Here is a 26,520-nt window from a genome sequence, read left to right on the forward strand (position 1 = left end):
AACCTTTTCAACGCCTGAATCGTACTAATTCGTATAACAAAGGGAGGAATGTTCATGAAACGTATAATAGCAATGCTTGCTGTAACCATACTTGCACTTGGAATCATTTTGCCTAATACCGCAAAGGCTGAACCAGCTATCAATGAAAAGCTTGGTGTTCCGATTATCGTTTACGGAGCAAACTTATCTGCCGCGGAAAAGGATAGTGTGAAGAAGAGTTTACAGGTGGAAAAAGAAGCTGAAGTTGAAGAGATTTCAGTCGATGGTAGTGACCTTGTAAAGTACATCAAAGATGGAGACGGTAAGGCAAGAATGTATTCATCTGCAAAAATAACGAGACAGGATGCAGGAAAAGGTCTCGTTATTTCTATTGTCACCGAAGGCAATATTACACAAGTAACATCTGACATGTTTGCGAATGCGATGTTGACAGCGGGGATCGTAGATGCGGTAGTCGAGGTGGCATCACCAAAAAAAGTGACTGGCCATTCTGCGCTTGTTGGCATTTACAAAGCATACGAAGTGACAGGTGAGACACTCGATATCGAGAGAACGGATGTAGCAAACGACGAATTGAATCTTGCTACTCGATTTGCACAAAAGAGTGGTGTCGATAGCGACAAAGTCTCGGAACTTCTGACAGGGATCAAAAAACAGATAGCCGAGAAAAATCCTGTGACAAAAGAAGAAGTTGAAAAAATCGTGACAGAACAATTAAAAAAGCTTAATATTGAATTGGGCGAAGCAGACCGTAAATTGCTAGTCGATTTGATGGACAGAATTCGAAATTTAGATATCGATTTCGATAAATTATCCGAACAATTGACGGATATGACAGCTAAGATAAAAGAAAAATTTGGCGCAATCGATCCGGGCTTTTGGGAAAGTGTAAAAAATTTCTTTGCCGAACTCTTTGATTCAGTCAAAACATGGTTTGAGTGAAATAAATAATGAGATTCAAGTTTCTGAAAGGGAGTAGTTTAGATGGAATTCGAATTTGTGGAATTGGGCGGAGACGCATTTGCGTATCGCAATGAAGAGGATGGCAACATGCGTGCAGAAATCACTTGGACAATTCTTGGAGATGTCATGGTAATGGACCATACTTTCGTTTCGGAGACACTTCGTGGCCAAGGAATCGCAAAAAAACTATTAGACCGCGCAGCAGATTATGCACGCGAAAATGAACTAAAGATGGAGCCGGTGTGCTCTTACGTTGTCACAGCATTTGAACGCTATAAAGAGTATGACGATATTAAAATCTAATGCTAGTACATAAAAGGAAATCCGTTAGCCATCGTCCAACGGATTTCCTTTTTATTTCGATTTGAGTTCATTTAAAATGAAACTAAATGGATGGAAAGTCGTATACTATATAGAGAGAGTAAAAGGAAGAGGTGTGCATAGTGAACCGTACAGCAGAAAAAGCATTATCAATTATAAGTGCAGTATTCACGACGGTGGGAATTATTTCTAGTTTTATCCTGATGGCATTTGTTAATTTTTTGAAAACAGATTCGGATTTTCGCCAGGATATAGAAGCGGATGCATTGTTAAATCCTAATCTGAATCCAGGGGATATGGAACTGTTCTTTTCATTTCTTGATGTTTTTGGGGGCTTCATGTGGTTAATTATTGCGGGGCTCATAGTCAGCTTGATCTTGATAATTATTGGAATCGTAAACATCTGGAATAATAAAAACCCTAAGCTTGCTGGAATGATGTTCATCATTGCGGGACTGACTGGGGGACTCGTTATGTTGCCTTCTATTCTTCTATACATTGCGGGCATTCTTTGTTTGACGAAAAAATCGCCAATGAAGGATGAACCGCAATTTGTGGACGATCAGTATGATGGAACGATGAGACCCTTATAAGAAATGAGAGACGCTATCCTAGTTAAAGGGTAGCGTCTCTTGTATTTAACCCGCAAGATTAGGATTATGAATATAGTATACGTATTGTGCTGTTTCTACGGGATAACCTTCAATATATTCATTGAATACCTCGAGAAGTTTGAAGCCTTGCTTCTCATAAAAGGATCTTTCAAACGTATTACGCCCATCCACATAAATGAAAAGTTGACGTGCACCTTTCAACATGGATAAGGTATACTCGAAAAGCTTTTCTCCGTAACCAATCTGCTGATGCGATGGTAAAATATACATCGCAGTCAGTTCAGAATCACCATCCGTATCTGTTTTTGTGAAATTGGCAAAACCAACTGGGATTCCTTCACATTCGGCTATGAGCACAGTGGTTTTTTCCATGCGTTTTATCATCATGGCATTCGAAAAAGATCGATCAATAAATTTCTTCTGAATCTCTTCTGGAATAATACCTTTGTATGTATTACTCCATGACTTACGGGCAATCTGTTGCACGTGAACGCTATCCATCGCTGTCATCAGTCGAATCATGGCGCCGTCACCTCAGAACTTCTTTTTGTTATCATAACAAATAAGTAGGCTGAAAACTACTGCTGTAATGAAAATGATATATTTAAGGACAGGGTTTAAATAAATTGGACTAATTGGGAATTTGCCATTTAAAAAATGAAAGTTTCTAAAATTGAACAAGAGGGTATACTCTGTATATAACCACTATTTATTACAATCAGGAGGAATGATTTAGATGGCACGTAAACGAAATAACAATCTACTAATTGCGACGATTGCTGCAGGTGCATATGCGTATTTTAGTAAAAAGGAAAATCGGGACAAAGCGCAAATCGCTTTTAAAAACATGAAGACGAGAGTTGACTCATTTATAGAGTCGCAGAAGATGAACCGTTCTTCGGAAACAAAAGTAGGTCATTCAGATCCCTATGATTTTCAAGATAATAAGATGGTGAGTGAAGGTGCTCAGACAAGTGTCCATTATTATAACCAAGAAGTTGAAGATAATGTGAAAATGACGCCCGCTACAGATGGGCTTTACCACAAAAAAGGCCCAGATAATCTAGAAAAAGAATGATTTAACACTCGAGGTGGATGGGTAATAAAAAAACGCTTCCCAAATGGGAGCGTTTTTTTATGGAAATGAATTAAGAATTGGTATAATTGGATAAACACAGAATGATATAAAACCAACATATCGTTTATTAATTGTGGAATAGTAGAATGGTAAGAGGTGAGAAGGTGAAGTTGGCTGAAGAAGGTAAACAAATATCATCTACAAAAATGCTAATTAGTGAAATTGAGCGGTCCAGAAATCCCCTGGAAATTGAGAAGTTTTTTACTATGGAAGAGAAATTGTTGAATCATTTATATCGATTGGAAAAAGAAGATGCACAGCGAGAATTAAAATTAAATATGGATTACGTGGGGATGTATACCGAAAGCCAAAAAATGGATGCCGTTGAATGTTATTTGATTTCCTTATCCTCGATAATTGCGAGGCATTTAGAGAAAAACCACTTTGGTGCGCAAAAGGCTTATGGATTCAATATGGCTTGTTTCATGTTTATAAAAGTGAAGTTGAACAATCAAAATACTATGGAGTTTGCGGATGAACTAATCGAATTTTACATGCAAGTGCTTGAGAACAAGAAACAGCCAGCACTTAGACATAACACAGTAAACAAAGTGGTTCTCTATATTGATGAAGATGTGGAGTCTTCGGCGACTGTTGAGGAAATCGCCAAGAAGTTCAATGTCAGCACGAGTCACCTGTCTCGTATTTTCAGGGAGCATACAGGCACTACTCTTGTAGAATATATAAATATTCGTAAAGTGGAGGAAGCCCAATTTTATCTACGTTTTTCTGATAAGAGGATCTCTGCAATAGCTGATCAGTTTAATTTTTGTAATCAAAGCTATTTCACTCGCATATTTAAGAAATATACAGGACAAACACCCAGAAGATTTCGAAGTGGAATGAATGGAGAGTATTTTCGTTTTTCACTTCCGGATGAAAAAAACAGCCAATCGTTGTAATAAGGCAATGGTTTGAGGTATACTTTTTAGTAGTTTGAATTAGTGAAGGTGAGTCTAATGAAAAAGAGAATTGGTTTAGTATCGATGTTGATGATTACGGCTATTTTTTTAAGTGGCTGTGCTGGTGTTCAGAACAAGGAAGGTACGTTTTATAGTCTTTTTGTTAAACCGATGGAATGGTTGCTGAATTACTTTGCTGACCTATTCAGTGGCAGTTATGGTTTCGCAATCATCCTCATCACAATATTGATTCGGCTGGTCCTTATGCCGCTTATGTTGAAAAACTATAAGTCGCAACAAACGATGAAAGTCAAAATGGATGGACTCCGGCCTGAGATGGAGGATATTCAGAAACGTCTAAAGGAAGCGAAGGAAAAAGAGAACAAAGAGGAGCAGATGAAGCTTCAGCAAGAAATGATGGGTCTTTATTCGAAGCACGGAGTTAATCCACTCAACATGGGTTGTCTGCCGCTTATCATTCAAATGCCAATCATCATGGGTCTGTACTTCGCTATTCTCTACGCCCCTACTGAAGTGAAATCGCATGGGTTTCTTTGGTTTACACTTGGAGAGCCGGATATGATTATGATGGTTCTTGCGGGTGCAGTATATTTTGTCCAGGCTCGTGTGTCACTCTGGACAATGCCTGAACAGCAAAAAAAGCAGATGAAGGCGTTCATTTATTTGTCTCCTGTAATGATCATGTTCATCTCGTTCAAGGCGATGGCGGCACTACCTCTATACTGGGCAGTTGGTGGTCTACTTCTAATCTTCCAAACGTATTTGGGAAGAAAGTTTTATTTCAAGAATCCTGAATCGGCAGTGGAAGTGGTTTCGAAAGAGAAACTAGAAGAGAAAGAAGAATTAGAAGTGATAGAAGAGTCAAAAGCAAAAGAAGAGTCAAAAGCAAAAGAAGAGAAATGATGGGGCTGGAGAGAAATCTCCGGTCTTTTTATCTAGCTAAACTTTAGCGACCAGATGCTCAGGCTGGCAGGAATGTAGGTCATGCAGTTGGGACGGATTGAACTTTACCCCTCTTTGTTGCGACATGACGTCGCAAACTTAGACTAACTTGCTTTACCATATATGCCTATTGCATCTAAACAGCCGCTTGTGTTTTAATATCATACAGCAGAAGTCTCTCACTTTTCAATGAGTGGTGGGATGAATGCTAAATGTGTAGATAATTCAGTGGGAGTTCAAACCCATGCTGAATAAAGTTAAAGCCTCCTGGCGCAAATACGCCGAGGCATATTTGATTATGGAGGTTTTTAACATGCAGAAGAAATGGTTGTTCGGAATAGGGATTGTAGCTTCCGCAATTGCGTCCACTTATTTTATCATCCAGCTGGATTTGAATTACGCAGTGCTTTCCATGATGGCATTATTTTCATTGACGAATGGAGCGCGCGCAATTTCATTTCGCAGTCAGGGAATGGAACGCGAGTCAAAGTGGATGCTATGGATGTCCATCTTTTTCGGAATCGCATTCATCGTTCTACTCATTATTAATTTTTTGATTTAAAAAGGACGCGCCCAGGAACCTGAATTCCTTTTGGTGCGTCCTTTGACGTGGTTAGTATACATATTTTTTGCGTGTTAAGAGTACAATAAAGATTACCGGAACAGTTCCGTAATCCCTATAATAATTATGAAGTATTAATGATAACATATGAGACTAGAATTAGAAATGATGGTAAACTGGATAAATACATACAAATCGGGAAAGAGGGCTAGTTGTTGATGAAACGGAGTAGTAAATATAATTATCAAAAAAATAAAAAAGGGAAGAGCAAAGTCTTAACGATTACGCTACTTTTTTCAAGTATCGTCATGACAGGATTCGTAATCTGGATTGGCATGAATGATTGGAATATAAGCAAAAGTTATGAAAAGGCTCAAGAAGTTCTTGGCATCTCAAAATCTATAGATGAGGGGACCGAAGTACCTGAAAAAGCGGTCGAACCGACTGAACTTCCAAAATCCGAAGAAGACTCCAATGTGCCAAATAAAGAACCGGATGATGAGGATACAATTAAAATCGATGATACCAGAAAAGAACAAGGGGAAACTTCGAAGCAGGAACCAGTTAAGAAATCTATCAAACCTTCCGATTTAGCTGGAAAACCTGGAAAAGGTTCTAGCACAAACGTAAAGATTGACGCTGGAGGATATATTGAGGGACAAAAACTACCTTCAGAACCGACTTATGTCAAGGGGGTTTTGATTGCCAATAAAAAAAATCCATTGCCATCCAATTTTGCCCCTGGGGAAAACAAAGAGGCACGTGCTTCATTCGACAAGATGGCGGCAGAAGCAAAGCTTTCAGGCTTTAATATAACTGCATTCAGCTGGTATCGTTCGTATGATTACCAAGTGACACTTTATGATAAATATGCGGCAAAAGATGGGAAGGAAGCGGCAGACACTTATAGCGCCAGACCGGGTTATTCGGAACACCAAACTGGGCTTGCATTTGACATAGGTGAAGTGAATTTTGAGAAGCACTGGGCTTCATCGTCATTCGGAAGTACGGAAGCCGGGAAATGGGTGGGAGCCAATGCTCATCGTTTCGGTTTCATCCTGCGCTACCCAAAGGGAAAAGAACATATCACCGGTTATATGCATGAGTCATGGCATTTTCGTTATGTAGAGGAAGCGATAGCCAAAGAGGTTTACGAGCGTAATATCACTCTTGAAGAGTATCTAGAAATGTAGTCAAACTGGAATTGGAAAAGGGATGCACCGTATAATCGGCGCATCCCTTTTTCGATTCATAATATAGGAGAAAGTAATCGTGAGACAGATTCTTTTAATTTAATAATGCCCGAACGATTCAAATACATATCATATGTCAATTCAGTCGATAATTGCATATCCTGCTCGAATAACTCAGCCAGCTCATGAGATTTTTCACGATCGTAAATGAATGCATTGACTTCGAAATTCAGCTTGAAACTACGTACATCAATGTTAGCTGTACCGACAGTTGACAATTCATCGTCAACGACAATCTGTTTCGTGTGTAGGAATCCATTTTCATAGATAAACACTTTGGCACCTGCTTTTAATAATTTACCAATGTTTGAATAAGTTGCCCAATAAACAAACATATGGTCCGGTTTATTTGGAATCATAATCCTCACATCGACTCCTGAAAGACATGCGATGCGCAGTGCATCGAGAAAACTAACGTCCGGGATGAAGTAAGGTGTTTGGATATATATATACTTTTTTGCAAGGAAAATCATTTTTAAATAACCGTCTTTAATCTGTTCCCACTCTGAGTCGGGACCGCTTGAAACAATTTGCATACCAACCGTCCCTTTACGCGGGATAGCCGGGAAATAACGTTCGGCGTATTCGATTTCATGATGTACAGACGCTTGGTTCCAGTCAAGTATGAACCTTGTCTGAAGCGGATGTAGCGCACTTCCCTCGATACGTAGATGGGTATCACGCCAGTAGCCAAATTTCTTGTCGAGGCCGAGATATTCATCACCCACATTGAAACCACCCACGTAGCCGATTCTTCCATCGACGACGACGACTTTTCGATGGTTACGGTAATTCAGACGAGGGTTGATAAGCGATAAAGAAGCCGGGAAGAAAGCTGCCACTTCTCCTCCATGATCCAACAGTTTTTGAAAGTGTTTCCTATATAGACCACGGGAGCCGATGTCGTCAAATAACACTCGCACTTTGACTCCTTGTTTTGCCTTATGAATTAACACATTTAATATTCTATTTCCAAGATTATCAAGCCGTAAAATATAATATTGGAAATGAATATGATCTTTTGCATGCTCGAGATCATGAATCAGAGCATCAAATTTTTCTTTTCCATCATTGAAAACTTTGACATCATTATCTTGTGTTAAGACGGCGTGATTGTTTCTAAGATGTAAGTAGATCATATCTTTATAATGAGTTGTATCTTCATGTATGAATTCAAGCGTACCATCCTCAATGGCTCCGATTTGGTAGTCGATGAGTTGCTCAATTCCGATTTTACTGCGGCCTTCCCAGCGGAAAAGATGTTTTTCCCTAAGTTGCCGACCTAGTAGAAGATAGATGAAAAAACCGAAAAAAGGAATGAAAAACAGGACGAGAAGCCATGCCCACGTCGATGTGGGATCCCGTCGTTCAAGGAAGATAAGGGCAATCGCAAGGATAATATTCAAAATTAAAATGGCGGTAACAGCAATACTGATTAATTGAATCATACTCGCCCTCCTAAAATAGAATGTTTCTATATAGTATACAGGATTACCAAGAGAAAAGGAGATAATGAAATGATTGTTTCCATTAAAACCTACTTGACTGATATACATTGTTGGTATAGAGTGTTTTTATATTGTAATGAAAATTGGAGGGACAAAAAGTGGATAATATTCTACTCTTATTAAATATTGCCGGTCTTCTACTTCTTGTTAGTGTACTATATGGTATGCATCGAAAAAATGTTTCGTTTTCAAAGCGTGTATTTACCGGGTTGGGGCTCGGGATTGCATACGGTCTTATTTTACACTTTGCATACGGTACGGATTCAGCAGTTTTGAAGGAGTCTATGCCGTGGTTTAACTTGATTGGAACAGGTTATGTAAAATTACTTCAAATGATTGTTGTGCCACTCGTTTTCATTTCAATACTTGGGGCATTCACGAAAATAACAATTGGCAAGAACTTTGGTAAAATGGCGGGATTGATATTAGGGCTCCTTATCGGAACAACTGCAATCGCTGCAGTTATCGGGATTTCTGCTACACTTCTCTTTGGTCTTGATGCATCAGAAATCGTCCAAGGGGAAGCTGAACTTGCACGTGGCGCTTCGATTGAAGAACGTTCGGCAGGGATTGCGGACCGCACGTTGCCGGATCAGTTAATTGACTTGTTACCCGCAAATCCGTTCCTGGATTTCACTGGTGCACGTCCAACATCAACAATTGGTGTTGTCATCTTTGCTGCATTTCTTGGATTTGCGTATTTGACACTTTCGAGAAAAGATGAAAAAAATGCAGCTACAGTGAAGAATGGAATAGATGCAATTTATTCCTTGATTATGGGCGTTGTTAAGATTGTTTTACGCTTGACTCCCTACGGAATTTTGGCAATTATCGCCACCACTGTAGCAACATCTGACTTTGCGGCCATCTATAGTCTAGGTAAGTTTGTGCTCGCCTCATATGTTGCAATTATTGTCATGTTCGGGATTCATTTGGTTATTATTATGTTGTCCGGATTAAATCCAATCACTTACGTAAAAAAAGCGGGGGAAGTCTTGCTATTTGCTTTCTCTTCGCGGTCGAGTGCAGGAGCACTTCCGCTTAACATCGATACCCAGACAAATCGTCTAGGTGTGCCAGATGGTATTGCTAACTTTGCAGGATCATTCGGCTTATCAATCGGTCAAAACGGTTGTGCTGGAATCTACCCCGCGATGCTTGCAGTGATGATTGCACCATCAGTAGGTCAGAATCCACTTGAACCAACATTTCTTATTACATTGATTGCTATCGTGGCAATCAGCTCGTTCGGAGTTGCCGGAGTAGGTGGAGGAGCGACATTCGCTGCCATCCTTGTTCTATCGGCACTTAACTTACCGGTTGTATTAGCAGGACTTCTGATTTCGGTAGAACCGCTCATCGACATGGGCCGTACAGCATTGAACGTCAGTGGATCTATGACAGCCGGCGTTACGACTGCACGAATAACAGGCGAACTGGATAAAGACATGTACAACGAACCGCTTGAAAAGCAGACTGTTGAAGTATAAGTCGTCGAGCAGTCATAATGGAGCAAGAGCAAACATAAGATGAAAAATACCGCAGGAGACGTCACATCGTCTTCTGCGGTATTTATTATTTTGTAATTAATTCATGTGTGACCATGATGAAGTCTTTGTATGAGGTGTGTGGCATTGTTGATATATTTTCTACCGCAATGTCAATGAGACGTATCGCTTCAACTGAGTTGCCAAGCTCCTCTTGGCAAAGTGCTTGGTATGCATCCTTTACGTAAAATCTGGATAAGTCGAAGGGATGATGGATGTAATCAGCAATTGTAACTTTTTCAAGGAATACGAGTGCATGTTCAAAGTCTTTTAACCCGAAGAGAGATATCCCTTTTTCTAGATTGAGAAATGATTCATACTCCTTGGAATAATCACCTTCTTCCAAGAGCAAATTTAATAATAAATGAGCTTCTTTAAAGGATTTTTTGAATGAATTTAAATAATGGACCTCTGCGAATTTTGCGAAAAAGAGCGCGTCTTTGTCGTCTGCAAAGTCTCCATATTGCGTTATTTTCTTTATATAATAGGCATATTCGATATCATCTTGCTTCATAATCGCATGCGCAACTGCAAGTCTATATAAGTAATCTATACGATAAAACACCTGTTTCTCCTTCGAAAACTCGATACCGCTCTTCATGATCCGGATAGCGGATTCGGAATCACCTACTGCGAAGTGGAGAACTGCTTCTGTGTAGTCAAAGTCAAGTCGTGTCATTGGGTCGATATAGGCATTATTTGCTTCGATTTCAGAACGTTCTCGGAGAAGGATTGCCAGTGACTCGTCATAGTTATGTTCTGTAAATTTGACCATCGCCCGAAATCCGCCGATACTGGCACGCCTCTGTATAATCTTCATCTGCTCATAGATAGTCGCAGCCCGATCAGAAAACACCTGCCATCCTTCCTTTTTTTCATAATGAAGACAGCGGCTATACATTTCCAGTAGGCGTGCAGATTCGTACCCTTGCGTCAATTTCTGGGCATAAGGTTCGATTAAGGTAATGAGTTGTTCATATTCATCCGTCAACAAGTCAAAATCTGTATTATACAGTTTTTCCGCCTTCTCCAGCACTTCTCTTAATTCCAGTGTACTTACTTCTTCTAGCAACTCCGACACTTCCACTCCGAGCCGTTCCGCTATATAGTTCAAGCTTTCCATTGAAGGATTCGCTTTATTATTTTCTATAAGGCTCAGCATGCCTTTCGTTAGCTCATTACCAGCTAAGGATTTTAATGTGAGTTGCTGTTGTTTTCGTAATTTTCGTATTCGCTCACCTAACGTTTCGATGTGGCACACCTCCATAATTCTGAATATAGTTTAATTATATTAAACTTTTACTTGTAATGGAAGGGGTAGCGTGTTATTGTTTGTTTAATAAAATTAAACATTTTGAATGGAGTGTTTTTATGGAAGAGGTTTTGAAGCTTAAAAAAGCAACATATCACTTATGGACGTTCACAATCAGCAAGCTTATTTCCTCATTCGGCGCGCAAGTGTATGCATTTGCCGTCAGTTTTTATATTTTACAACTGACGGGATCTGCTACTAGTTTTGCAACTAACCTTATATGTAGCATATTACCACGGACAATCATGGCGCCTTTTGCAGGTTATGCGGCTGACAATTATTCAAGGAAGACAATTGTTATAACAGCACAAATTGCTACAACCCTTGCAATTGGAGGGCTTCTAATTGTTAGTTTAACTTCAGGATTATCTCTTATTGCAATTTACGTAACAACCGTCGTAATATCAATTACATCAACTTTTTCGGGCGTAACATTCAGCTCATCCGTTACGGGGCTTGTAGATGAAGGACGAATTCAAAAAGCGATGTCTCTAAATCAAATGTCCATTTCATTTGCGGCAATCGGGAGTCCGGCGGTAGCTGGTTTGTTGTACGGAACAGTCTCAATGCCTACATTTCTCATAATGTATATGACTGCTTCGATTATTGGCGTATTTCTTGAATCAACGATGAATTTCAAGTTATTTGCGAAACGTAAAGAAGCGATAGCTGGGGAACCGAAGGAATCGATGCTCCAAAGTATGAAAGCGGGGCTTGCTTATTTGAAATTGCAACCTACTATCATGGCAATCATTTGGATATCTCTATTTATCAACTTCCTATTTGGTGCGTTCATGGTGGGTCATTCATTTATTCTTATCGAAAAAATGAAAATGGCATCTGAGCATTTCGGTTTCATCGAAGGAGCATCCGCAGTTGGGATGCTGCTTATGTCGATTTATTTATCGATGAGAAAAGAAGTGAAATTCCCACTACTAGTTGCGAAACGTGGAGTCATTGGAATGGCTCTAATTATGGGAGGAATTGCGTTGCCGTTAATCATTCACATGTCTTACTATGGGATGTTCGCTTACTATGCAACGCTCATGTTCGGTTTCGGCTTGACGGTGATCATCGTCAATACGCCACTGCAAGTGATGATGCAAAAAATGATCGACGATGATTACAAAGGACGCGTGTTTTCAATTCTGGAAACAATGGCGATGGCGCTCACGCCACTTGGAGTGGTTATCTACGGATTTCTTTATGATATATTCCCGGCGGAGTGGATTCTCATTGTTTCCAGCCTACTGCTTATCGGAGTTGTTCTTGTGTTGGCAAGGCCGTCCGTCGTGATAAAAGCGCATCCGGAACTTGGGGCGGAAGCAGTGAAGGCAGAAATAGTTTCAGAATGATAAAACAGGCGGTGTAGTATTGGAGAAAATATTCGAAGAAATCGTCCATATTATGAATAATGATTACGCAGGTTGGAAAGATAAAAAAGGGCGTGATAATCCAAAATACTTCCTTCAGAAGATAAGGGAACTACAGGATGAGGACCTGCTTTCGAAGGAAGTGTTTAAGGATATTGTTGAGGATTACTTGCTTGATTTCAATGACCTTCATATCCACTTTAATGTAGCGGGTTTACAAAAAGAAAAGCTGGAAGTCCGAGGCTTCAGGGTACGTTGTTTTGAAGACCGACTCTATGTTACGCATGTAGATTCGGAAAGCCAACTGGAGCCTGGTATGTGCTTCGTATCATTAGGTGGGCGCAGCATCCCTGAATTGAGGGAACGACATCATCGTTTATTCAATGAAAATCATGCCGAACGTGAAAATTGGACTCCAATCTTGTCACTTTATGATGAGGGAGAAGTGGAGAATAGCGAAGGAATCCGGCAGGCAATTTCTCTCGCTTACTATGAGAAGAAACCTTACAAGCCCACATACTCCGTTCAGCAACTGACAGGGGATGCAATTCTTATTACAATGACAGACTTTGCAGATCCAGATGCCATTGCAAAAATGATAACTGAAAACCAAGCAACTCTTGATTCGACGGAGAAGTGGGTTATTGATGTGCGTGTCAATTATGGGGGAAGTGATTCGAGTTATTATCCTCTACTTCCATACTTGATGCCTGAAGAGGGTGCTGAACTAGCAGACAAAGATGAAAAAATGTTTATTAATTGCACTGTTGCAAGCGCGAATCGAATACTTGAGGAGCTCGAAAATCAGCTTGGAAATACGGAAGATGAACAGGCCCAACTTTTTTTGAAAATCTTTCAACGTGAATGGATAGAGAATAAAGGAAGAGGGTTTGTAGAATTTGATTTCAGCGACATTATGCCGGACACCTTTATAAAAGGGAGGAGTAATCCAGAATCGATTGTTGTGCTTGCAGATTTTATGTGTGGTAGTTCCGGTGATTCCTTTGTGGAAACCGTTAAAAAATCAAACAAAGTAAAAGTCATTGGCCGAGCTACAATGGGGCTGAATGATTATGCGAACTTAGCGACCCAAAAATGGGACGAAGGATTTGAGTTCATGTACCCTACATCCCGCCTATCACGGCTTGATACAGGACGGGGGATGACAGGGATTGGAATTGAACCTCATCTTTATATCCCGTGGACGCCAGAACATTTGAATGTGGATGTTGATATGAAGTGTGCGCTAGGAGTTTTGTCATCTACTTCTATTTTAGTATCCGAATTCGCAAATCAAGATTAATAATCTCAAGGATAAACCGCTGGGAGCAATGCGCCTCCAGCGGTTTGTTTTTATTCTGAAGCAGTTTCCAAATCCCGCAACGATTTAGCGGACTTCCTAAATGCAAAGATTAGCCCGACAGAAAGGACTGCAAGAATGGCGGAAATATAGTACATGTTGCCGGCTTGTTGCGTGAAAATCCATGTGAATAACAGTGGACCAATGATGCGCCCCATATTGTCCATGGAATACGTCATCCCAGCGGCCGTTCCGTATTTCCCGCCAGACTCTTTTGTTGTTAATGAAACGAGTACTGTACGGGAAAGTGCGTTCCCAGCGGTGAAGACACTCAGTGCAAAGCCAGCCCAGAAGAGGTTCGATGTGAACGGAATAAGGAAAAGTCCGAGTGCTGTAACAATCTGCGCACCAATAATCCATTTCGTTTCCGTTCCGTTTTTCACACGGCGGACGACACCGCCTTGAATCGCCGCATCGACAAAACCACTAGCCATAAACAAGTAACCAAGCTGAAGTGGTGTGATCTCAATTTTTGAGATTTGAAATAGCTGGAACGTTGATTCAAGCCCGGCAAGAAGGAACGTCACCATGAACGAGAATAGAAATAGATAGCGAATGCGATATTGCCAAAGCATAGCTCCACCTTTTGGAAGGAGTGCACGTTTATTCGCCTCACCACGTCGTTCCGGTTCTTTCAAAATAATTCCTGCATAAATCATAAGGAGTACTGTTAAAGTACCAGACGCAATGAATGGTAATTGAAGACTGACATTACCAAGTACGCCGCCAATCGCTGGACCAAAGATGAAGCCGAGACCGATGGACATACCGAGAAGTCCCATATACTTGTTGCGGTTTTCATCATCCGTCATATCTGCAACAAATCCAGTTACAGCTGTATACAGCGCTCCTGAGAAAATCCCTCCAACAATACGTGACGCATAAAGTAGCGGCAAATTATCTATGAACAATGCGAACAGGAAGAAGCTAAGGCTGAAGCCGACAAGCCCAATCAAAATCAGTTTTTTTCTTCCTGTCCTGTCCGACAATGAACCCCATAGTGGCGCAGTGAAAAATGAAGCGAGCGCATAGATAGTTAATAATCCGCCAACATGTACTTCGGAAAGACCTTGCTGCAAGATAACTTCTGGAAGAATAGGAATGATAATACCGAACCCAAGATAAACGAAAAATTGCACGGACATAAGAAGAAGAATCGCTTTTTTCATGATTAAACCTGCTTTCTGTGTGTATCAATATTCTTATTTTACTCTTCATACCCCAAAGGTACAAAAGATATGTACATTCACAAAAAAACACCGCGGAACACTCCCGCGGTGCAACCCCGAACTCAATCTCTCAATTTAACCCTTTGCAAACGCAACGCATTCAACACAACCGACACCGAACTAAACGCCATCGCCGCACCGGCAACCCACGGTGCAAGAAGTCCTGCCGCCGCAATCGGAATACCAACCGAGTTATACGCCAATGCCCAGAACAAGTTTTGCTTTATATTCCGGACCGTTAATCGGCTCATCTTAATCGTATCCGCCACGCGTAACAAATCGCCGTGCATCAACGTAACATCCGCCGCCTCCATCGCAACGGCCGTCCCTGTACCCATCGCCATTCCAATATCAGCGACCGCGAGTGCAGGTGCGTCATTTATGCCATCCCAACCATGGCGACCCGCTTACCTTCAGCCTGTAACAAAGCGACAACTGCTGCCTTGCGCACAGGCAGCACAAGTCATACCTGAAATTGCAATAACCTTTTTACTTTCACTCATTTGAATAAAACCTCCTAACTTACTCTACTGGGGTATATTTCATTGGAAAAAGAACTGCGTAAATCCGCAGCTTGTTATTGTACGACGTCATAACCTTGGTCTTCAATCGTACTCGTAATTTTTTTACATCGACTGTTCCGTCGTCAAAATTAACTTCCACAGTACTTGCCTTCAAATGACCGTCAAGCAGAATTTTTACTACATCTATCGCAATATACCTGTTAAGGGTATGTCAAACCGTATGCTTATTTTCAATTCGATGTATGAAACGTTTACAAAAAACCTAAACTTGTAACATAATTGAAAAATTTAAAAGGAGACAGGAGTGATATGATGAATGTAACAGCAGAATGGTCTAGTTTCATGCGAATGAAGAAACTTTACCTGAGTAATTACGTCAATATAGTACAGAAAGGTCGAGGTGGGAAAGATGGCAAAAGAAGTTGATTTAAAAAAGATCATCTCCAACTTGGCGAAGTTGGGTGTTTCGGCTACGCTGACGAAATCCCGTCTAGACATGCTGAAAGCCCTTGCGCCGCCTGCACAAGACCCGCAAATACAGTCATAAAAGTGAAATACGCAAGCGGTCTGTCACGTCCGATTGTTGTAGTTGCATACCAAAAGAACGCCTGGGACACAGATTTGTTTCCCCGGGCGTTCTTTTGATATGCTGAGGTATCGCGAATGGCCAGGAAACTGTCCGAAAAGAGAATCGAACCGTTCGAGCGGTAGCAAAATATGCGCGCAGCCCATTAGGGTGCGCGCGTATTTTTTTCTATCAATCCTCTTCATTGGAACTAAATATATACGTCCGATGATGGAACTTCATACTGAACACCAGCCCAATCGCTAACATATTCCCCATAAGCGAACTCCCGCCATAACTGATGAACGGCAGTGGAATACCCGTAATCGGTAGCAACTGAATCGTCATCCCGATATTCTCGAAGACGTGAAACGTAATCATCGCGATGATGCCGGCACATATATACGTGCTAAACGGATCTTTCAATTCAAGCGTTATTCTAGTTAAATGGTAGATAAGAAAGAAGTACATACAAATGACGATGCTTGTTCCGAGAAAACCCCAATCTTCCCCAATCGTCGTGAAAATGAAATCGGTGTGACTTTCAGCAACATACACCTCACGTCCTTTGTAACCTTTGCCGAAAATTTCTCCGGAACCGATTGCGTTGAGAGACGTAATGAGATGGTTTCCTTCATCTGAAGCATAGGAGTAGGGGTCAAGCCAAGAGTAAATCCGAGCAGCTTGATAGGATGAGAAACCGAGCGTATTAATTAAGAATTCCTTCGCATAAAGAGCTAACAACAGAAGTGTGGACCCGATTGTTGCTATTGACACGAAGACAGGCAGAATGATGCGCCATGTAATACCGGCGACAATGACGAGGGCTGCTGTAATCGCGATAAATACGAGTGCCGTTCCTAAATCCGGTTGTAATAGGACAAAAATCAAAGGAACCAGTAGAACGACAGCCATTTTACCAAGTAGGATAAAATCTGTTTTCAATGTTTTTTCGGTGAATTTTTCTTGATGTTGCGTAATCACGCGAGCCATGCCGATGATGAAAAAGGTCTTCATGAATTCGGCAGGTTGGATACTCCCAACGCCGGGAAGATGGAACCAACTTTTTGCGTGGTTTCTTTCTTCAACGAGCGCCATCGAGCCAGGAAGAAATTCCAAGAGGGCCAGAAGAAACACTCCTCCGCCGTAAATAATCCAGGCAGCTTTTTTATACTGTTCTGGCTCCAGATACATCGTAATCACGATAATGATCATGCCCACGACGTACCATTGAATTTGTGACGGGATAAAGTTTTTTGGGAGGGAGTCAACCTTGTATTGCCCTGTCGTCTGTGCTGATGAGATTGCTATCAGGCTAATAAGGGCGAGTAGTAAGATTATGAATGCCAGCGTCCAGTCGAAACGTTCTATAGGTTTGTTTTTCGATATCATCTATCTTCACCTTTATTCCAATGAGGAATGGATTTTTTTAGTACTACTATCATAACGAAATATAGACGTGTTTACACAAAAATAAGTTTCATCCTTGTTTAATCACTTATGGGAACACTAATCATCTGAATCTGCGTCAAACAGATACGTCCGGTGATGGAATTTCATGCTGAACACGAGCCCGATGGCGAACATATTACTGAACAAAGAACTCCCACCATAACTAATGAACGGAAGAGGAATTCCTGTAATTGGCAGCAGTTGAATCGTCATCCCAACGTTTTCAAAGACGTGAAATGCAATCATCGCAATGATGCCTGTGCAGACATACACGCTAAACGAATCTTTTAATTCAAGCGCTACTTTCGTTAAATGAAAAATGAGGATAAAAAATAATGTAAGTACAATACTCGCCCCGATAAAACCATACTCCTCCGCGATGACACTGAAGATGAAGTCCGTATGGTTCTCAGGAATATACACTTCACGGCCTTGAAACCCTTTCCCGGTCAACTCACCCGAACCAACAGCTGTTATTGCCCTAATCAGGTTAAAGCCCTCATCGGAAGGGTAGGAATACGGATCTAACCAAGAATAGACTCGCTTAAACATATACCTGTCAAATCCAAGTGTTTCCTCCATAAAATCCTGTGCATAAAGAGCCATCCACAACAAACCAGCGCCCGCAGCAGCTCCACAGGCGAATAAAGGCAAAAGGATTTTCCATGAGATGCCCGCAACGATAATAACGGCGGCCGTAATCGCAATAAATACAAGGGATGTTCCCAAATCCGGTTGCCTAATAATGAATGCAAGCGGAACAATCAATACGAGCATTATCTTACCGAGTAAAAAAAAATTGGTCTTTAGCGTATTTTTTTTCTCAACGTTCTTCTCATGATGCTTGCTCACCATTCGGGCCAATCCTAGGATGAAAAACGTTTTAATGAATTCGGAAGGTTGAATGGTTCCGATAATAGGGAGATGAAGCCATCTTTTTGCACCAAGTCGGACTTCAGCGATTTGTCCATCACCACCTGGGGCAATCATCAGGAAAAATAACAGCAAGACTCCGAATCCGTACAGGGGCCAAGCTAGTTTCTTGTATTGTTCTGGTTCTAAAACCATTGCCATTGCAATGATAATGGCGCCAAGGATATACCATCTAAATTGAAGGGGTACATAGTTGATGCCGTATTGTCCTGATGTTTGTGCAGAAGCAATCGCAAATAGACTGATGATGCAAAAAAGCAATATAATAAAGGCCAACGTCCAATCGAAACGATCTGATGACCTGTTCGGTATTTTCATTAATATCCACCTTTGATGTTATAAAATCTATCATACTTTTAGTATACCGTATAGCCGACTTGGATGCATGTCTACTAGATGACGTGTTGCCGATTGTAAAGTTGCCCCGACAAAAGTAGACGTGCTAGACTTGTAGCAAAAATAGAGTTGAAAATATATCGAAGAAAGGAACAATCATTGTGGCTTGGATCTACTTACTTATCGCGGGATTCACAGAAATTATCTGGGCAATTGGGCTGAAGGAAGCACATGGCTTCACAATCTTGCTCCCGTCTATCGTCTCGATACTATTTATTATCGTCAGCTTTTTTCTATTCGCAAAAGCGATGAAAGAGATAGCGATTGGCACGGCTTATGCCATTTTCACTGGAATTGGAGCTGCCGGGACGGCCATTGTTGGTATTCTTTTATTCAATGAAGAGGCAGGAGTCGGGAAATTATTTTTTCTCGGCCTGTTGTTGGTCGGTATCGTTGGACTCAAGCTTGTGGATGGACAGGAGGAGACTGACTAATGGCTTGGGTTATTCTCATCATTGCGGCTTTCTTTGAAGTAGCATTCGTCATTACGTTGAAACTCTCTGACGGCTTTCGTAATAAAAAATACACAACGTTCACGATTATTTCGGCAGCACTCAGTTTCTATCTGTTATCGGTGGCACTACGGGAACTGCCTGTTGGAACTGGATACGCCGTCTGGACGGGTATAGGAGCGGCGGGAAGTATTCTGGTTGGCATGTTTTTCTTCCATGAAAAGCGGAGTGCACTGAAGTTCCTATTTTTGTCATTCATTATCGCAGGTGTTGCTGGACTTAAAGTTTTTAGCTGATAAATTCCATATTTCATTCATGAACGGGATCTATTCATGGTAAACTTAAGTATCGAAAATTTATGGATGGCGAGGGGAAACTATGCGGAAAAGGTTAGGGTTAATTTATGGTGGCAAGTCGGCGGAACATGAAGTTTCGTTGTCGACAGCACGTGCAGTGACACAGGCGGTGGATTTCGGAAAATATGAAGTGATACCCGTTTACATCACATATGAAGGTGAATGGCGGAAGGGTGAACCCCTTAAAACTTCGGTCGAAACGATTGATGAATTGCGTATCGCAGGCGATGGTAGCAGTAAATCTGACAGCATCCATGATTTTTTGAACGGTGGAGGCGCACTAGACGTCATTTTCCCGCTTCTTCATGGAACAAATGGGGAAGATGGCACAGTCCAAGGGTTGTTCGAAGTGATGAACATACCCTACGTTGGAAACGGCGTACTTGCATCATCTGCCGGGATGGATAAGGTCGTCATGAAACAATTATTCGCTCAGGCGGGCTTGCAGCAAGTACCCTATGTACACTTTATCCGCAGTGGGTGGGCGAAAGAGAAAGAACAATTGGTTGAGCAAATGGAACAAGAACTCACTTGGCCAATGTTTGTGAAGCCTGCGAACTTGGGATCTAGTGTCGGTATCAGCAAAGCGACGGATCGAGCGAGTTTGATTGCGGCAGTGGAATTGGCATTGAAATTTGACCGTAAAATCATTGTTGAGCAAGGTGCCGTTGCTCGCGAAATCGAAATGGGTGTCATGGGCAATGACAAACCGGAATGTTCCGTGTCTGGGGAAATAAAACCGGTCGCCGCGTTTTACGATTATGAAGCAAAATATCAAGACGGTAACACAGAACTGGTGATCCCGGCGGTAATGACAGCAGAAGTAGCGGAAATGATGAAAGACACGGCGTTACGCGCATATAAAGTACTTGATTGTTCAGGTCTTGTCCGTGCAGATTTCTTCGTCACGGCGGAAAATGAAGTCCTCATTAACGAAGTGAATACAATGCCGGGATTCACGCCGACAAGCATGTTTCCGCTGCTATGGCAAAAAACAGGCGTAACCTATCCAGAATTGATTGAAAAACTAATTGAACTTGCATTGGAACGGCATGCAGAGAAGCAACAATTACAATATACAATGGATTGAGATGATTTGAAGTGAAACGACAGTTGACGGAAATTGCCGGATGGCTACTGGCAGAAGGACAAAACTTGGATGAGGTCGTTGTAAGTGGTGTTTCAATCGACTCGCGGACAGTAGCTGAAGGTGACTTGTTCATCCCATTCCGTGGGGAGCAAGTGAACGGACATAATTATGTGGAACATGCGATTAAGCAAGGTGCCGCGGCAGCATTATGGATTAAGGACGAACCAAATCCACCATCACATCTCCCACTGATTTTTGTTGAGGATTGCGAAGTAGCACTCCAAGAAATGGCGCGCGTCTACAGGGATATGCTCACTTGTAAGGTGATTGGCATTACAGGTTCAAACGGTAAAACATCCACGAAAGATCTCGTCGCAAGTGTGTTAGCTCCCTATTTTAATGTCCGGAAAACGGAAGGAAACTTCAACAATGAACTCGGATTACCGCTGACGATTCTATCGCTTGAGGAAGAGACGGAAATTGCGATTTTGGAAATGGGTATGAGTGGTTTCAGTGAAATCTCGTTTTTATCGAAACTGGCAAAACCACATTATGCCGTCATAACGAATATCGGTGAAGCCCATATGCAGGATCTCGGTTCGCGGGCGGGAATCGCTAAAGCGAAATTCGAAATAATTGATGGACTGCAACAAGATGGAAAACTATTTTATGATGCGGATGAACCGCTTTTACAAAAACTTGTGGGGCAACATCCAGATGTAGAAACCATCCCATTCGGTTATGGAAAAGATGCGGCATTGTCACTCAAGAATATTGATTCGGGAGATGAAGGCAGTCGCTTCACGGTTACAGGTTTAGTGGATGCCGAATTTACGATTCCTATTTACGGGGCTCATCAAGTGAAAAATACGCTTGTGGCTATACTCCTAGCAAATGAAGTGGCGGTCACTGTTGTCGATATCCGTGCTGCACTACTGACGGCATCCTTAACAGCGATGCGCATGCAACCAATTGTTGGGGAAAATGGTGCGCTCTTCATCAATGACGCCTACAATGCTGCACCGACATCAATGCGAGCGGCGCTTCAATTTATGGAAAAAACGAATTTGCGGAATGACAAGTGGATTGTATTAGGCGACATGCTCGAACTGGGAGAAGAGGAACGTCTCTGTCATGAAGTACTCGCTGAACAAATCGTACAGATGGAACTTAGAGGAATTCTTCTCTATGGACCGCGTATGAAATGGCTGTACGATGAACTGCAAAGGCAAAATCTTGAAACACGAATTCGCTGGTCGGAAAAAGATTATGCTCCTCTCATTGATGAAATCAGCAAGTTTACCGGGGAAGATTCGCTCATTCTTTTAAAAGGATCTCGGGGAATGGCACTGGAAAATGTACTCGAAGGTAGACGGTAAATGAAGACAGGTGTGTTGTTCCTTCATGGGTTCACAGGCGGTCCATATGAGGTAAGACCGTTTGTGAAGTTCCTAAGGGGGAAAACGGATTGGCATATGTCTGTACCAACTTTATCGGGACATGGTGTGAAATCGGATCTTGCGAATGCATCGGCAGCATCGTGGCTAATGGAGGCGGAAATTGCGTTAAAAAGACTTCAAAAGGAAGTCGATCGCGTTATCATCGTAGGCTTTTCAATGGGTGGTTTGATTGCAATGTATCTATCACTGCGCTACCGAATTGATAAACTTGTGCTGCTAAGTGCAGCAGCCAAATACATAAGTCCACGCAACTTGTTGAAGGATATCGGAATCATGCTAACTGAATCGATAACGAAGAATTATTCACCAAATACATTTTATCATTTGTATGATTACAAATTAACCCATACGCCACTACGTGCTACATACGAATTTTCACGCATCGTGAAAACGGTCAAGCCCTATTACGGACTTATTAAAACGCCGGTTTGCATCGTTCAAGGTAGGAAAGACGGCATCGTTCCATTTTCTTCTGGTGAATATCTTTATAAAATTCTCGGTTCCAATAAAAAAAAATTCATAAAATCCGACTTTGGGAAGCATCATATATGTTACAGCGATGACTGTGACAATTGGTTCAATGAAGTGCTCAAATTCATGCAAGGTGATGACTAGACTCCAGCGCCTAGACATTTGGGTCCATATGGGAGGGATTGAACTTCATCCCTCCTTGTCAGCCCAACTATGCTGCAAAGGACACCATGTAGATGTTCCATAAAATGCCTGTTTCATCTGAGATGGAGCTTCCGCTTTTCCTACAGTAAACTGATTATTACTACTTAAGCGGATTGATTGCAGTGGACTTTAACGCGTGTTACACTGTAGTCAGCATTGGATACATTTCATGGGGCTCTTCAGTCAATGGAGAGTACTTTTTTTTGAATAAAACGGTTTGATCAGCTAAAAATGGACTTATGTCTGTAGACCAAACCGCTCGGCAAAGACCGGGCTTTCCTTTTCAACCATAACCTCTACTATACAGAGAATGAAAAATATCGGAAACGTTCCCCTTACAGGCTCGAATTTGCCGCGCTTTCATTTGCAAATGTAACCAATTGTCAAATGAAGAAAACAAAGGAGATTGAGAAGTTTGACAAATTTTTCAGAGTTAAATATCAGTGAATCAACACAACGTGCTCTAAGCAAAATGGGATTTGAAGAAGCAACACCAATCCAAGAAGGTACGGTTAGATTTGGAATGGAAGGTCGCGACATTATCGGCCAAGCACAAACAGGTACAGGTAAAACGGCGGCATTCGGTATTCCAATGATTGAGAAAATCGACACTAGAAACCCTGCTGTACAAGCACTTGTTATTGCACCAACACGCGAGTTGGCGATTCAGGTTTCAGAAGAAATCTACCGAATCGGTGCAGACAAACGCGCACGTATTCTTTCTGTTTATGGCGGCCAGGAAATCGGGCGTCAAATCCGAGCTTTACGTAATAATCCACAAATCGTTGTAGGAACGCCTGGACGTATCCTTGACCATATTAAACGTAAAACGTTGAAACTTGACGGCGTTCAAACGCTCGTTCTTGACGAAGCGGATGAAATGTTGAACATGGGCTTCATCGAAGATATCAACACAATTCTATCGAGCGTACCTGCTGAACGTCAGACGCTTTTATTCTCGGCTACAATGCCTGGACCTATTCGTAAAATCGCTGAAACGTTTATGAAAAACCCTGAAATGGTTAAAATCAAGTCAAAAGAAATGACTGTTGAAAATATCGAGCAGTTTTTCGTAAAAGCACAAGAACGCGAAAAGTTTGATGTTCTTTCACGTATTTTGAACGTTCAACAACCTGAACTTGCGATTGTATTCGGTCGTACAAAACGCCGTGTAGATGAACTTGCTCATGCACTTAGCATTCGAGGATACATCGCTGAAGGAATTCACGGTGACTTAACACAAGCGAAACGTATGTCAGTTCTTAAACAGTTCAAAGAAGGAAAAGTCGATATTCTTGTTGCTACAGACGTTGCAGCACGTGGTCTTGACATTTCAGGCGTTACACACGTTTATAACTTCGACATCCCACAAGATCCTGAAAGCTATGTTCACCGTATCGGACGTACAGGTCGTGCAGGGAAAAGCGGAATCGCAGTCACATTTGTCACACCACGTGAAATGGGCTACCTTCGCATTGTTGAAGAAACAACTAAAAAGCGAATGACTCAACTAAATCCACCATCTTCAGATGAAGCGCTTGTCGGTCAACAACGTCTTGCTGTTGAGCAACTTGCAGAAATCGTAAACAAAAATGAATTGACTGATTACGTACATCTTGCAAATGAATTGCTTGAAAAATTCGATGCAAAAGACCTCGTAGCAGCAGCACTTCGTTCATTAACACGCGAACCGAATGATACGCCGGTATCAATTTCGGAAGAGCGTCCATTACCTTCACGTAAAGGCGGTTCTTCTTCGTCACGTAGTGGTGGTGGTGGTTACAAAGGTAAATCAAGCGGCGGTCGTTCATTCGGCGGTGGCGGTGGTGGACGTGGCTACGGAAGTGGCGGCGGAAGCGGTAGCGGCGGTGCTTCACGTCGTAGTGGCGGCGGAAGTCGTGACGGAGCTAGAAGAGAAGGCGGAGGCAGCCGTTCACGCGGTCCTAAATCCGATTCGTAATAGATTGACTATAAAAGTTCCGCAATGCGATTTGATCGCATTGCGGAGTTTTTTTATGCAGAAATAACAAACAATATGGCTTGGATGCTTCCATCACCACAGCGACCAATCCCCCGCATAAGCGACCGATTCCATTACCAAAGCGACCGATTCCATCCTCGAAGCGACCATACCTCCGCATAAGCGACCAATTCCATCACCAAAGCGACCAATCCTCCGCATAAGCGACCAATTCCATCACCAAAGCGACCAATCCTCCGCATAAGCGACTGATTCCATTCTCGAAGCGACCATTCCTCCGCATAAGCGACCAATTCCATTACCAAAGCGACCAATCCCTCGCATAAGCGACCAATTCCATCACCAAAGCGACCAATCCTCCGCATAAGCGACCAATTCCATCACCAAAGCGACCATACCTCCGCATAAGCGACCAATTCCATCACCAAAGCGACCAATCCTCCGCATAAGCGACCAATTCCATCACCAAAGCGACCAATCCCTCGCATAAGCGACTGATTCCATTCTCGAAGCGACCATTCCTCCGCATAAGCGACCAATTCCATTACCAAAGCGACCAATCCCTCGCATAAGTGACCAATCCCATCCTCGAAGCGACCAATCCCCCGCATAAGCGACCAATCCCATCCTCGAAGCGACCATTCCCCTGCATAAGCGACCAATTGGTGAATCTCATAACACAATATATAGCATAAATTTAAAAGGAGAGAAACCACATATAGTAGGTGCTTACCTATTTTTCATTCAAATATGAACTTTTTCAGTAGACAAAAAAAACGGGCGCTTTTTGCCCGGTTTTTCTTAATGAACTAATGTTGAGTTATCTCCCTTATATTTAAATAAGAAGGGCATTAACTTCTCTTTTTAAATGCTTCAAGTGTAGTTAGTTTATGTTCACGCGCATATTCTTCGATTTTTAAGCCGTCCGCATGTTCTTTGAAAAGTTTAATTAGAGTGGCGTGTTCTTCGATAGATTGAGGTGTACGGTTTGGGAAGAATGTGAAACCTGCTTGTCTAACAATATCTAATCGGCCCCACGTTTCTTGGATATTTTTTATTAAAAATTTGTTTGGACAAAAAGAATAGATGAAGAAGTGGAATTCCCTATTTAATTCTCCTAGTCTATCCAATTCATAATTATCTAGCATCTCTTTCATCTCTTTATTAATACCCTCTAATTTCTCTATTCCAACTGGTGTAATGTGTGGAGCGCTAAGCGATGTTGCATGACCTTCTAATAATGCTAAAACGTGAAGAGTTTCCATGTAGAGTTCGTTATCAATACCCCGAACAATAGCTCCAACGTTTGGTTTGTATTCAATTAGTTGGTCGGACTCTAATTGATGGATAGCTTCGCGAACAGGAATATGGCTAGAGCCAACCTCTTTTGCAATTTGATCGATAATAATCCTTTGGCCAGGGGCATAAGTTCCGTCTACTATTCTTGTACGGATTACTTTATAAGCATATTGTCGTTTATTTATTTTATTTTCCATAGTAATTATAATATATGAGTTTATATATGATTGCAATGATTAGATTCCAATGAAAACGCAGGGAGTCTAATCATATAGAATGAAAGGAAATTAAA

Annotated in this window: 27 protein-coding genes and 1 pseudogene; 18 read left to right on the forward strand and 10 right to left on the reverse strand. The window is 41.7% G+C overall.

Annotated features, from left to right (window positions below; all coding sequences use genetic code 11):
* The first annotated feature begins 54 nt into the window (after positions 1-54).
* The 3 genes from H4683_RS10990 to H4683_RS11000 all read left to right on the forward strand — a co-directional run bounded on the left by H4683_RS10990 (position 55) and on the right by H4683_RS11000 (position 1,877).
* Positions 55-942, forward strand: coding sequence for a DUF1002 domain-containing protein (locus H4683_RS10990; RefSeq protein WP_192598890.1), 888 nt, complete (start codon positions 55-57; stop codon positions 940-942).
* A 42-nt stretch (positions 943-984) separates the two neighbouring features.
* Positions 985-1,266 (forward strand): GNAT family N-acetyltransferase, encoded by a 282-nt coding sequence (locus H4683_RS10995; RefSeq protein ID WP_192598891.1) that lies wholly within the window; start codon positions 985-987, stop codon positions 1,264-1,266.
* A 140-nt stretch (positions 1,267-1,406) separates the two neighbouring features.
* Positions 1,407-1,877, forward strand: coding sequence for a DUF4064 domain-containing protein (locus tag H4683_RS11000; RefSeq protein WP_192598892.1), 471 nt, complete (start codon positions 1,407-1,409; stop codon positions 1,875-1,877).
* A 45-nt stretch (positions 1,878-1,922) separates the two neighbouring features.
* On the opposite strand, the gene H4683_RS11005 is transcribed toward H4683_RS11000, so the two are convergent.
* Positions 1,923-2,420 (reverse strand): GNAT family N-acetyltransferase, encoded by a 498-nt coding sequence (locus H4683_RS11005; protein WP_192598893.1) that lies wholly within the window; start codon positions 2,418-2,420, stop codon positions 1,923-1,925.
* A gap of 214 nt (positions 2,421-2,634) precedes the next feature.
* On the opposite strand from H4683_RS11005, the gene H4683_RS11010 reads away from it, so the two are divergent.
* The 5 genes from H4683_RS11010 (at position 2,635) to H4683_RS11030 (ending at position 6,656) form a co-directional block, all read left to right on the forward strand.
* Positions 2,635-2,976 carry a hypothetical protein gene (locus tag H4683_RS11010; protein WP_192598894.1) on the forward strand — a complete coding sequence of 114 codons (342 nt, stop codon included), beginning with the start codon at positions 2,635-2,637 and terminating at the stop codon, positions 2,974-2,976.
* Between the two features lie 164 nt (positions 2,977-3,140).
* Positions 3,141-3,938 (forward strand): helix-turn-helix domain-containing protein, encoded by a 798-nt coding sequence (locus tag H4683_RS11015; RefSeq protein ID WP_338062454.1) that lies wholly within the window; start codon positions 3,141-3,143, stop codon positions 3,936-3,938.
* A gap of 57 nt (positions 3,939-3,995) precedes the next feature.
* A complete protein-coding gene (gene yidC / locus H4683_RS11020; RefSeq protein ID WP_192598895.1) occupies positions 3,996-4,862 on the forward strand; it encodes a membrane protein insertase YidC in 867 nt (288 codons plus the stop codon).
* Positions 4,863-5,214: 352 nt separating this feature from the next.
* A complete protein-coding gene (locus tag H4683_RS11025; protein WP_192598896.1) occupies positions 5,215-5,463 on the forward strand; it encodes a hypothetical protein in 249 nt (82 codons plus the stop codon).
* A 218-nt stretch (positions 5,464-5,681) separates the two neighbouring features.
* On the forward strand, positions 5,682-6,656 hold the full coding sequence (locus H4683_RS11030) for a M15 family metallopeptidase (protein WP_192598945.1): 975 nt from the start codon (positions 5,682-5,684) through the stop codon (positions 6,654-6,656).
* A gap of 56 nt (positions 6,657-6,712) precedes the next feature.
* Here H4683_RS11030 and cls read toward each other — a convergent pair whose 3' ends face one another.
* On the reverse strand, positions 6,713-8,164 hold the full coding sequence (gene cls / locus H4683_RS11035; protein ID WP_192598897.1) for a cardiolipin synthase: 1,452 nt from the start codon (positions 8,162-8,164) through the stop codon (positions 6,713-6,715).
* 224 nt (positions 8,165-8,388) lie between these two features.
* Between cls and H4683_RS11040 the strand changes: the two genes are divergently transcribed.
* On the forward strand, positions 8,389-9,714 hold the full coding sequence (locus H4683_RS11040; protein WP_192598946.1) for an L-cystine transporter: 1,326 nt from the start codon (positions 8,389-8,391) through the stop codon (positions 9,712-9,714).
* A gap of 85 nt (positions 9,715-9,799) precedes the next feature.
* Here the strand turns inward: H4683_RS11040 and H4683_RS11045 are convergent, their stop codons facing one another.
* Positions 9,800-11,038 (reverse strand): helix-turn-helix domain-containing protein, encoded by a 1,239-nt coding sequence (locus H4683_RS11045; RefSeq protein ID WP_192598898.1) that lies wholly within the window; start codon positions 11,036-11,038, stop codon positions 9,800-9,802.
* Positions 11,039-11,142: 104 nt separating this feature from the next.
* Between H4683_RS11045 and H4683_RS11050 the strand changes: the two genes are divergently transcribed.
* Together H4683_RS11050 and H4683_RS11055 are read left to right on the forward strand one after the other, a co-directional pair.
* Positions 11,143-12,438: an MFS transporter gene (locus H4683_RS11050; RefSeq protein ID WP_192598899.1), complete on the forward strand. Its 1,296-nt coding sequence runs from the start codon at positions 11,143-11,145 to the stop codon at positions 12,436-12,438.
* A 19-nt stretch (positions 12,439-12,457) separates the two neighbouring features.
* Positions 12,458-13,759, forward strand: a complete 1,302-nt coding sequence (locus H4683_RS11055) for a S41 family peptidase (RefSeq protein WP_192598900.1) — start codon at positions 12,458-12,460, stop codon at positions 13,757-13,759.
* 50 nt (positions 13,760-13,809) lie between these two features.
* Here the strand turns inward: H4683_RS11055 and H4683_RS11060 are convergent, their stop codons facing one another.
* Together H4683_RS11060 and H4683_RS11065 are read right to left on the reverse strand one after the other, a co-directional pair.
* On the reverse strand, positions 13,810-14,985 hold the full coding sequence (locus tag H4683_RS11060; RefSeq protein ID WP_192598901.1) for an MFS transporter: 1,176 nt from the start codon (positions 14,983-14,985) through the stop codon (positions 13,810-13,812).
* Positions 14,986-15,107: 122 nt separating this feature from the next.
* Positions 15,108-15,505: pseudogene (locus H4683_RS11065) on the reverse strand (HAD-IC family P-type ATPase); the annotation flags it as partial.
* A gap of 473 nt (positions 15,506-15,978) precedes the next feature.
* On the opposite strand from H4683_RS11065, the gene H4683_RS11070 reads away from it, so the two are divergent.
* On the forward strand, positions 15,979-16,116 hold the full coding sequence (locus tag H4683_RS11070; protein ID WP_192598902.1) for an Lmo0850 family protein: 138 nt from the start codon (positions 15,979-15,981) through the stop codon (positions 16,114-16,116).
* Between the two features lie 210 nt (positions 16,117-16,326).
* On the opposite strand, the gene H4683_RS11075 is transcribed toward H4683_RS11070, so the two are convergent.
* Both H4683_RS11075 and H4683_RS11080 read right to left on the reverse strand, forming a co-directional pair.
* Positions 16,327-17,526: an FtsW/RodA/SpoVE family cell cycle protein gene (locus H4683_RS11075; protein ID WP_192598903.1), complete on the reverse strand. Its 1,200-nt coding sequence runs from the start codon at positions 17,524-17,526 to the stop codon at positions 16,327-16,329.
* A gap of 117 nt (positions 17,527-17,643) precedes the next feature.
* Positions 17,644-18,837, reverse strand: coding sequence for an FtsW/RodA/SpoVE family cell cycle protein (locus H4683_RS11080; RefSeq protein WP_192598904.1), 1,194 nt, complete (start codon positions 18,835-18,837; stop codon positions 17,644-17,646).
* A gap of 179 nt (positions 18,838-19,016) precedes the next feature.
* Between H4683_RS11080 and H4683_RS11085 the strand changes: the two genes are divergently transcribed.
* The 6 genes from H4683_RS11085 to cshA all read left to right on the forward strand — a co-directional run bounded on the left by H4683_RS11085 (position 19,017) and on the right by cshA (position 24,908).
* On the forward strand, positions 19,017-19,349 hold the full coding sequence (locus tag H4683_RS11085; RefSeq protein WP_192598905.1) for an SMR family transporter: 333 nt from the start codon (positions 19,017-19,019) through the stop codon (positions 19,347-19,349).
* Positions 19,349-19,663 carry a DMT family transporter gene (locus H4683_RS11090; protein WP_192598906.1) on the forward strand — a complete coding sequence of 105 codons (315 nt, stop codon included), beginning with the start codon at positions 19,349-19,351 and terminating at the stop codon, positions 19,661-19,663. The genes H4683_RS11085 and H4683_RS11090 overlap by 1 nt, the downstream gene beginning before the upstream one ends.
* An 82-nt stretch (positions 19,664-19,745) precedes the next feature.
* A complete protein-coding gene (locus H4683_RS11095) occupies positions 19,746-20,813 on the forward strand; it encodes a D-alanine--D-alanine ligase (protein ID WP_192598907.1) in 1,068 nt (355 codons plus the stop codon).
* An 11-nt stretch (positions 20,814-20,824) separates the two neighbouring features.
* A complete protein-coding gene (locus tag H4683_RS11100) occupies positions 20,825-22,192 on the forward strand; it encodes a UDP-N-acetylmuramoyl-tripeptide--D-alanyl-D-alanine ligase (protein WP_192598908.1) in 1,368 nt (455 codons plus the stop codon).
* Entirely contained in the window at positions 22,193-22,888 is a 696-nt protein-coding gene (locus H4683_RS11105; RefSeq protein WP_192598909.1) for an alpha/beta hydrolase, read from the forward strand.
* A 475-nt stretch (positions 22,889-23,363) separates the two neighbouring features.
* Complete coding sequence (gene cshA, locus H4683_RS11110) at positions 23,364-24,908, forward strand: degradosome RNA helicase CshA (RefSeq protein WP_275403077.1); 1,545 nt, start codon at positions 23,364-23,366, stop codon at positions 24,906-24,908.
* Positions 24,909-25,042: 134 nt separating this feature from the next.
* On the opposite strand, the gene H4683_RS11115 is transcribed toward cshA, so the two are convergent.
* From H4683_RS11115 to H4683_RS11125, 3 genes are all read right to left on the reverse strand, one after another.
* A complete protein-coding gene (locus H4683_RS11115; protein ID WP_192598910.1) occupies positions 25,043-25,294 on the reverse strand; it encodes a hypothetical protein in 252 nt (83 codons plus the stop codon).
* A gap of 15 nt (positions 25,295-25,309) precedes the next feature.
* Positions 25,310-25,591: a hypothetical protein gene (locus tag H4683_RS11120; RefSeq protein WP_192598911.1), complete on the reverse strand. Its 282-nt coding sequence runs from the start codon at positions 25,589-25,591 to the stop codon at positions 25,310-25,312.
* A gap of 189 nt (positions 25,592-25,780) precedes the next feature.
* Entirely contained in the window at positions 25,781-26,461 is a 681-nt protein-coding gene (locus H4683_RS11125; RefSeq protein ID WP_338062455.1) for a GntR family transcriptional regulator, read from the reverse strand.
* Between the last annotated feature and the right edge of the window lie 59 nt (positions 26,462-26,520).

The sequence above is a fragment of the Sporosarcina limicola genome (assembly GCF_014873855.1).
Classification (GTDB): Bacteria; Bacillota; Bacilli; order Bacillales_A; family Planococcaceae; genus Sporosarcina; species Sporosarcina limicola.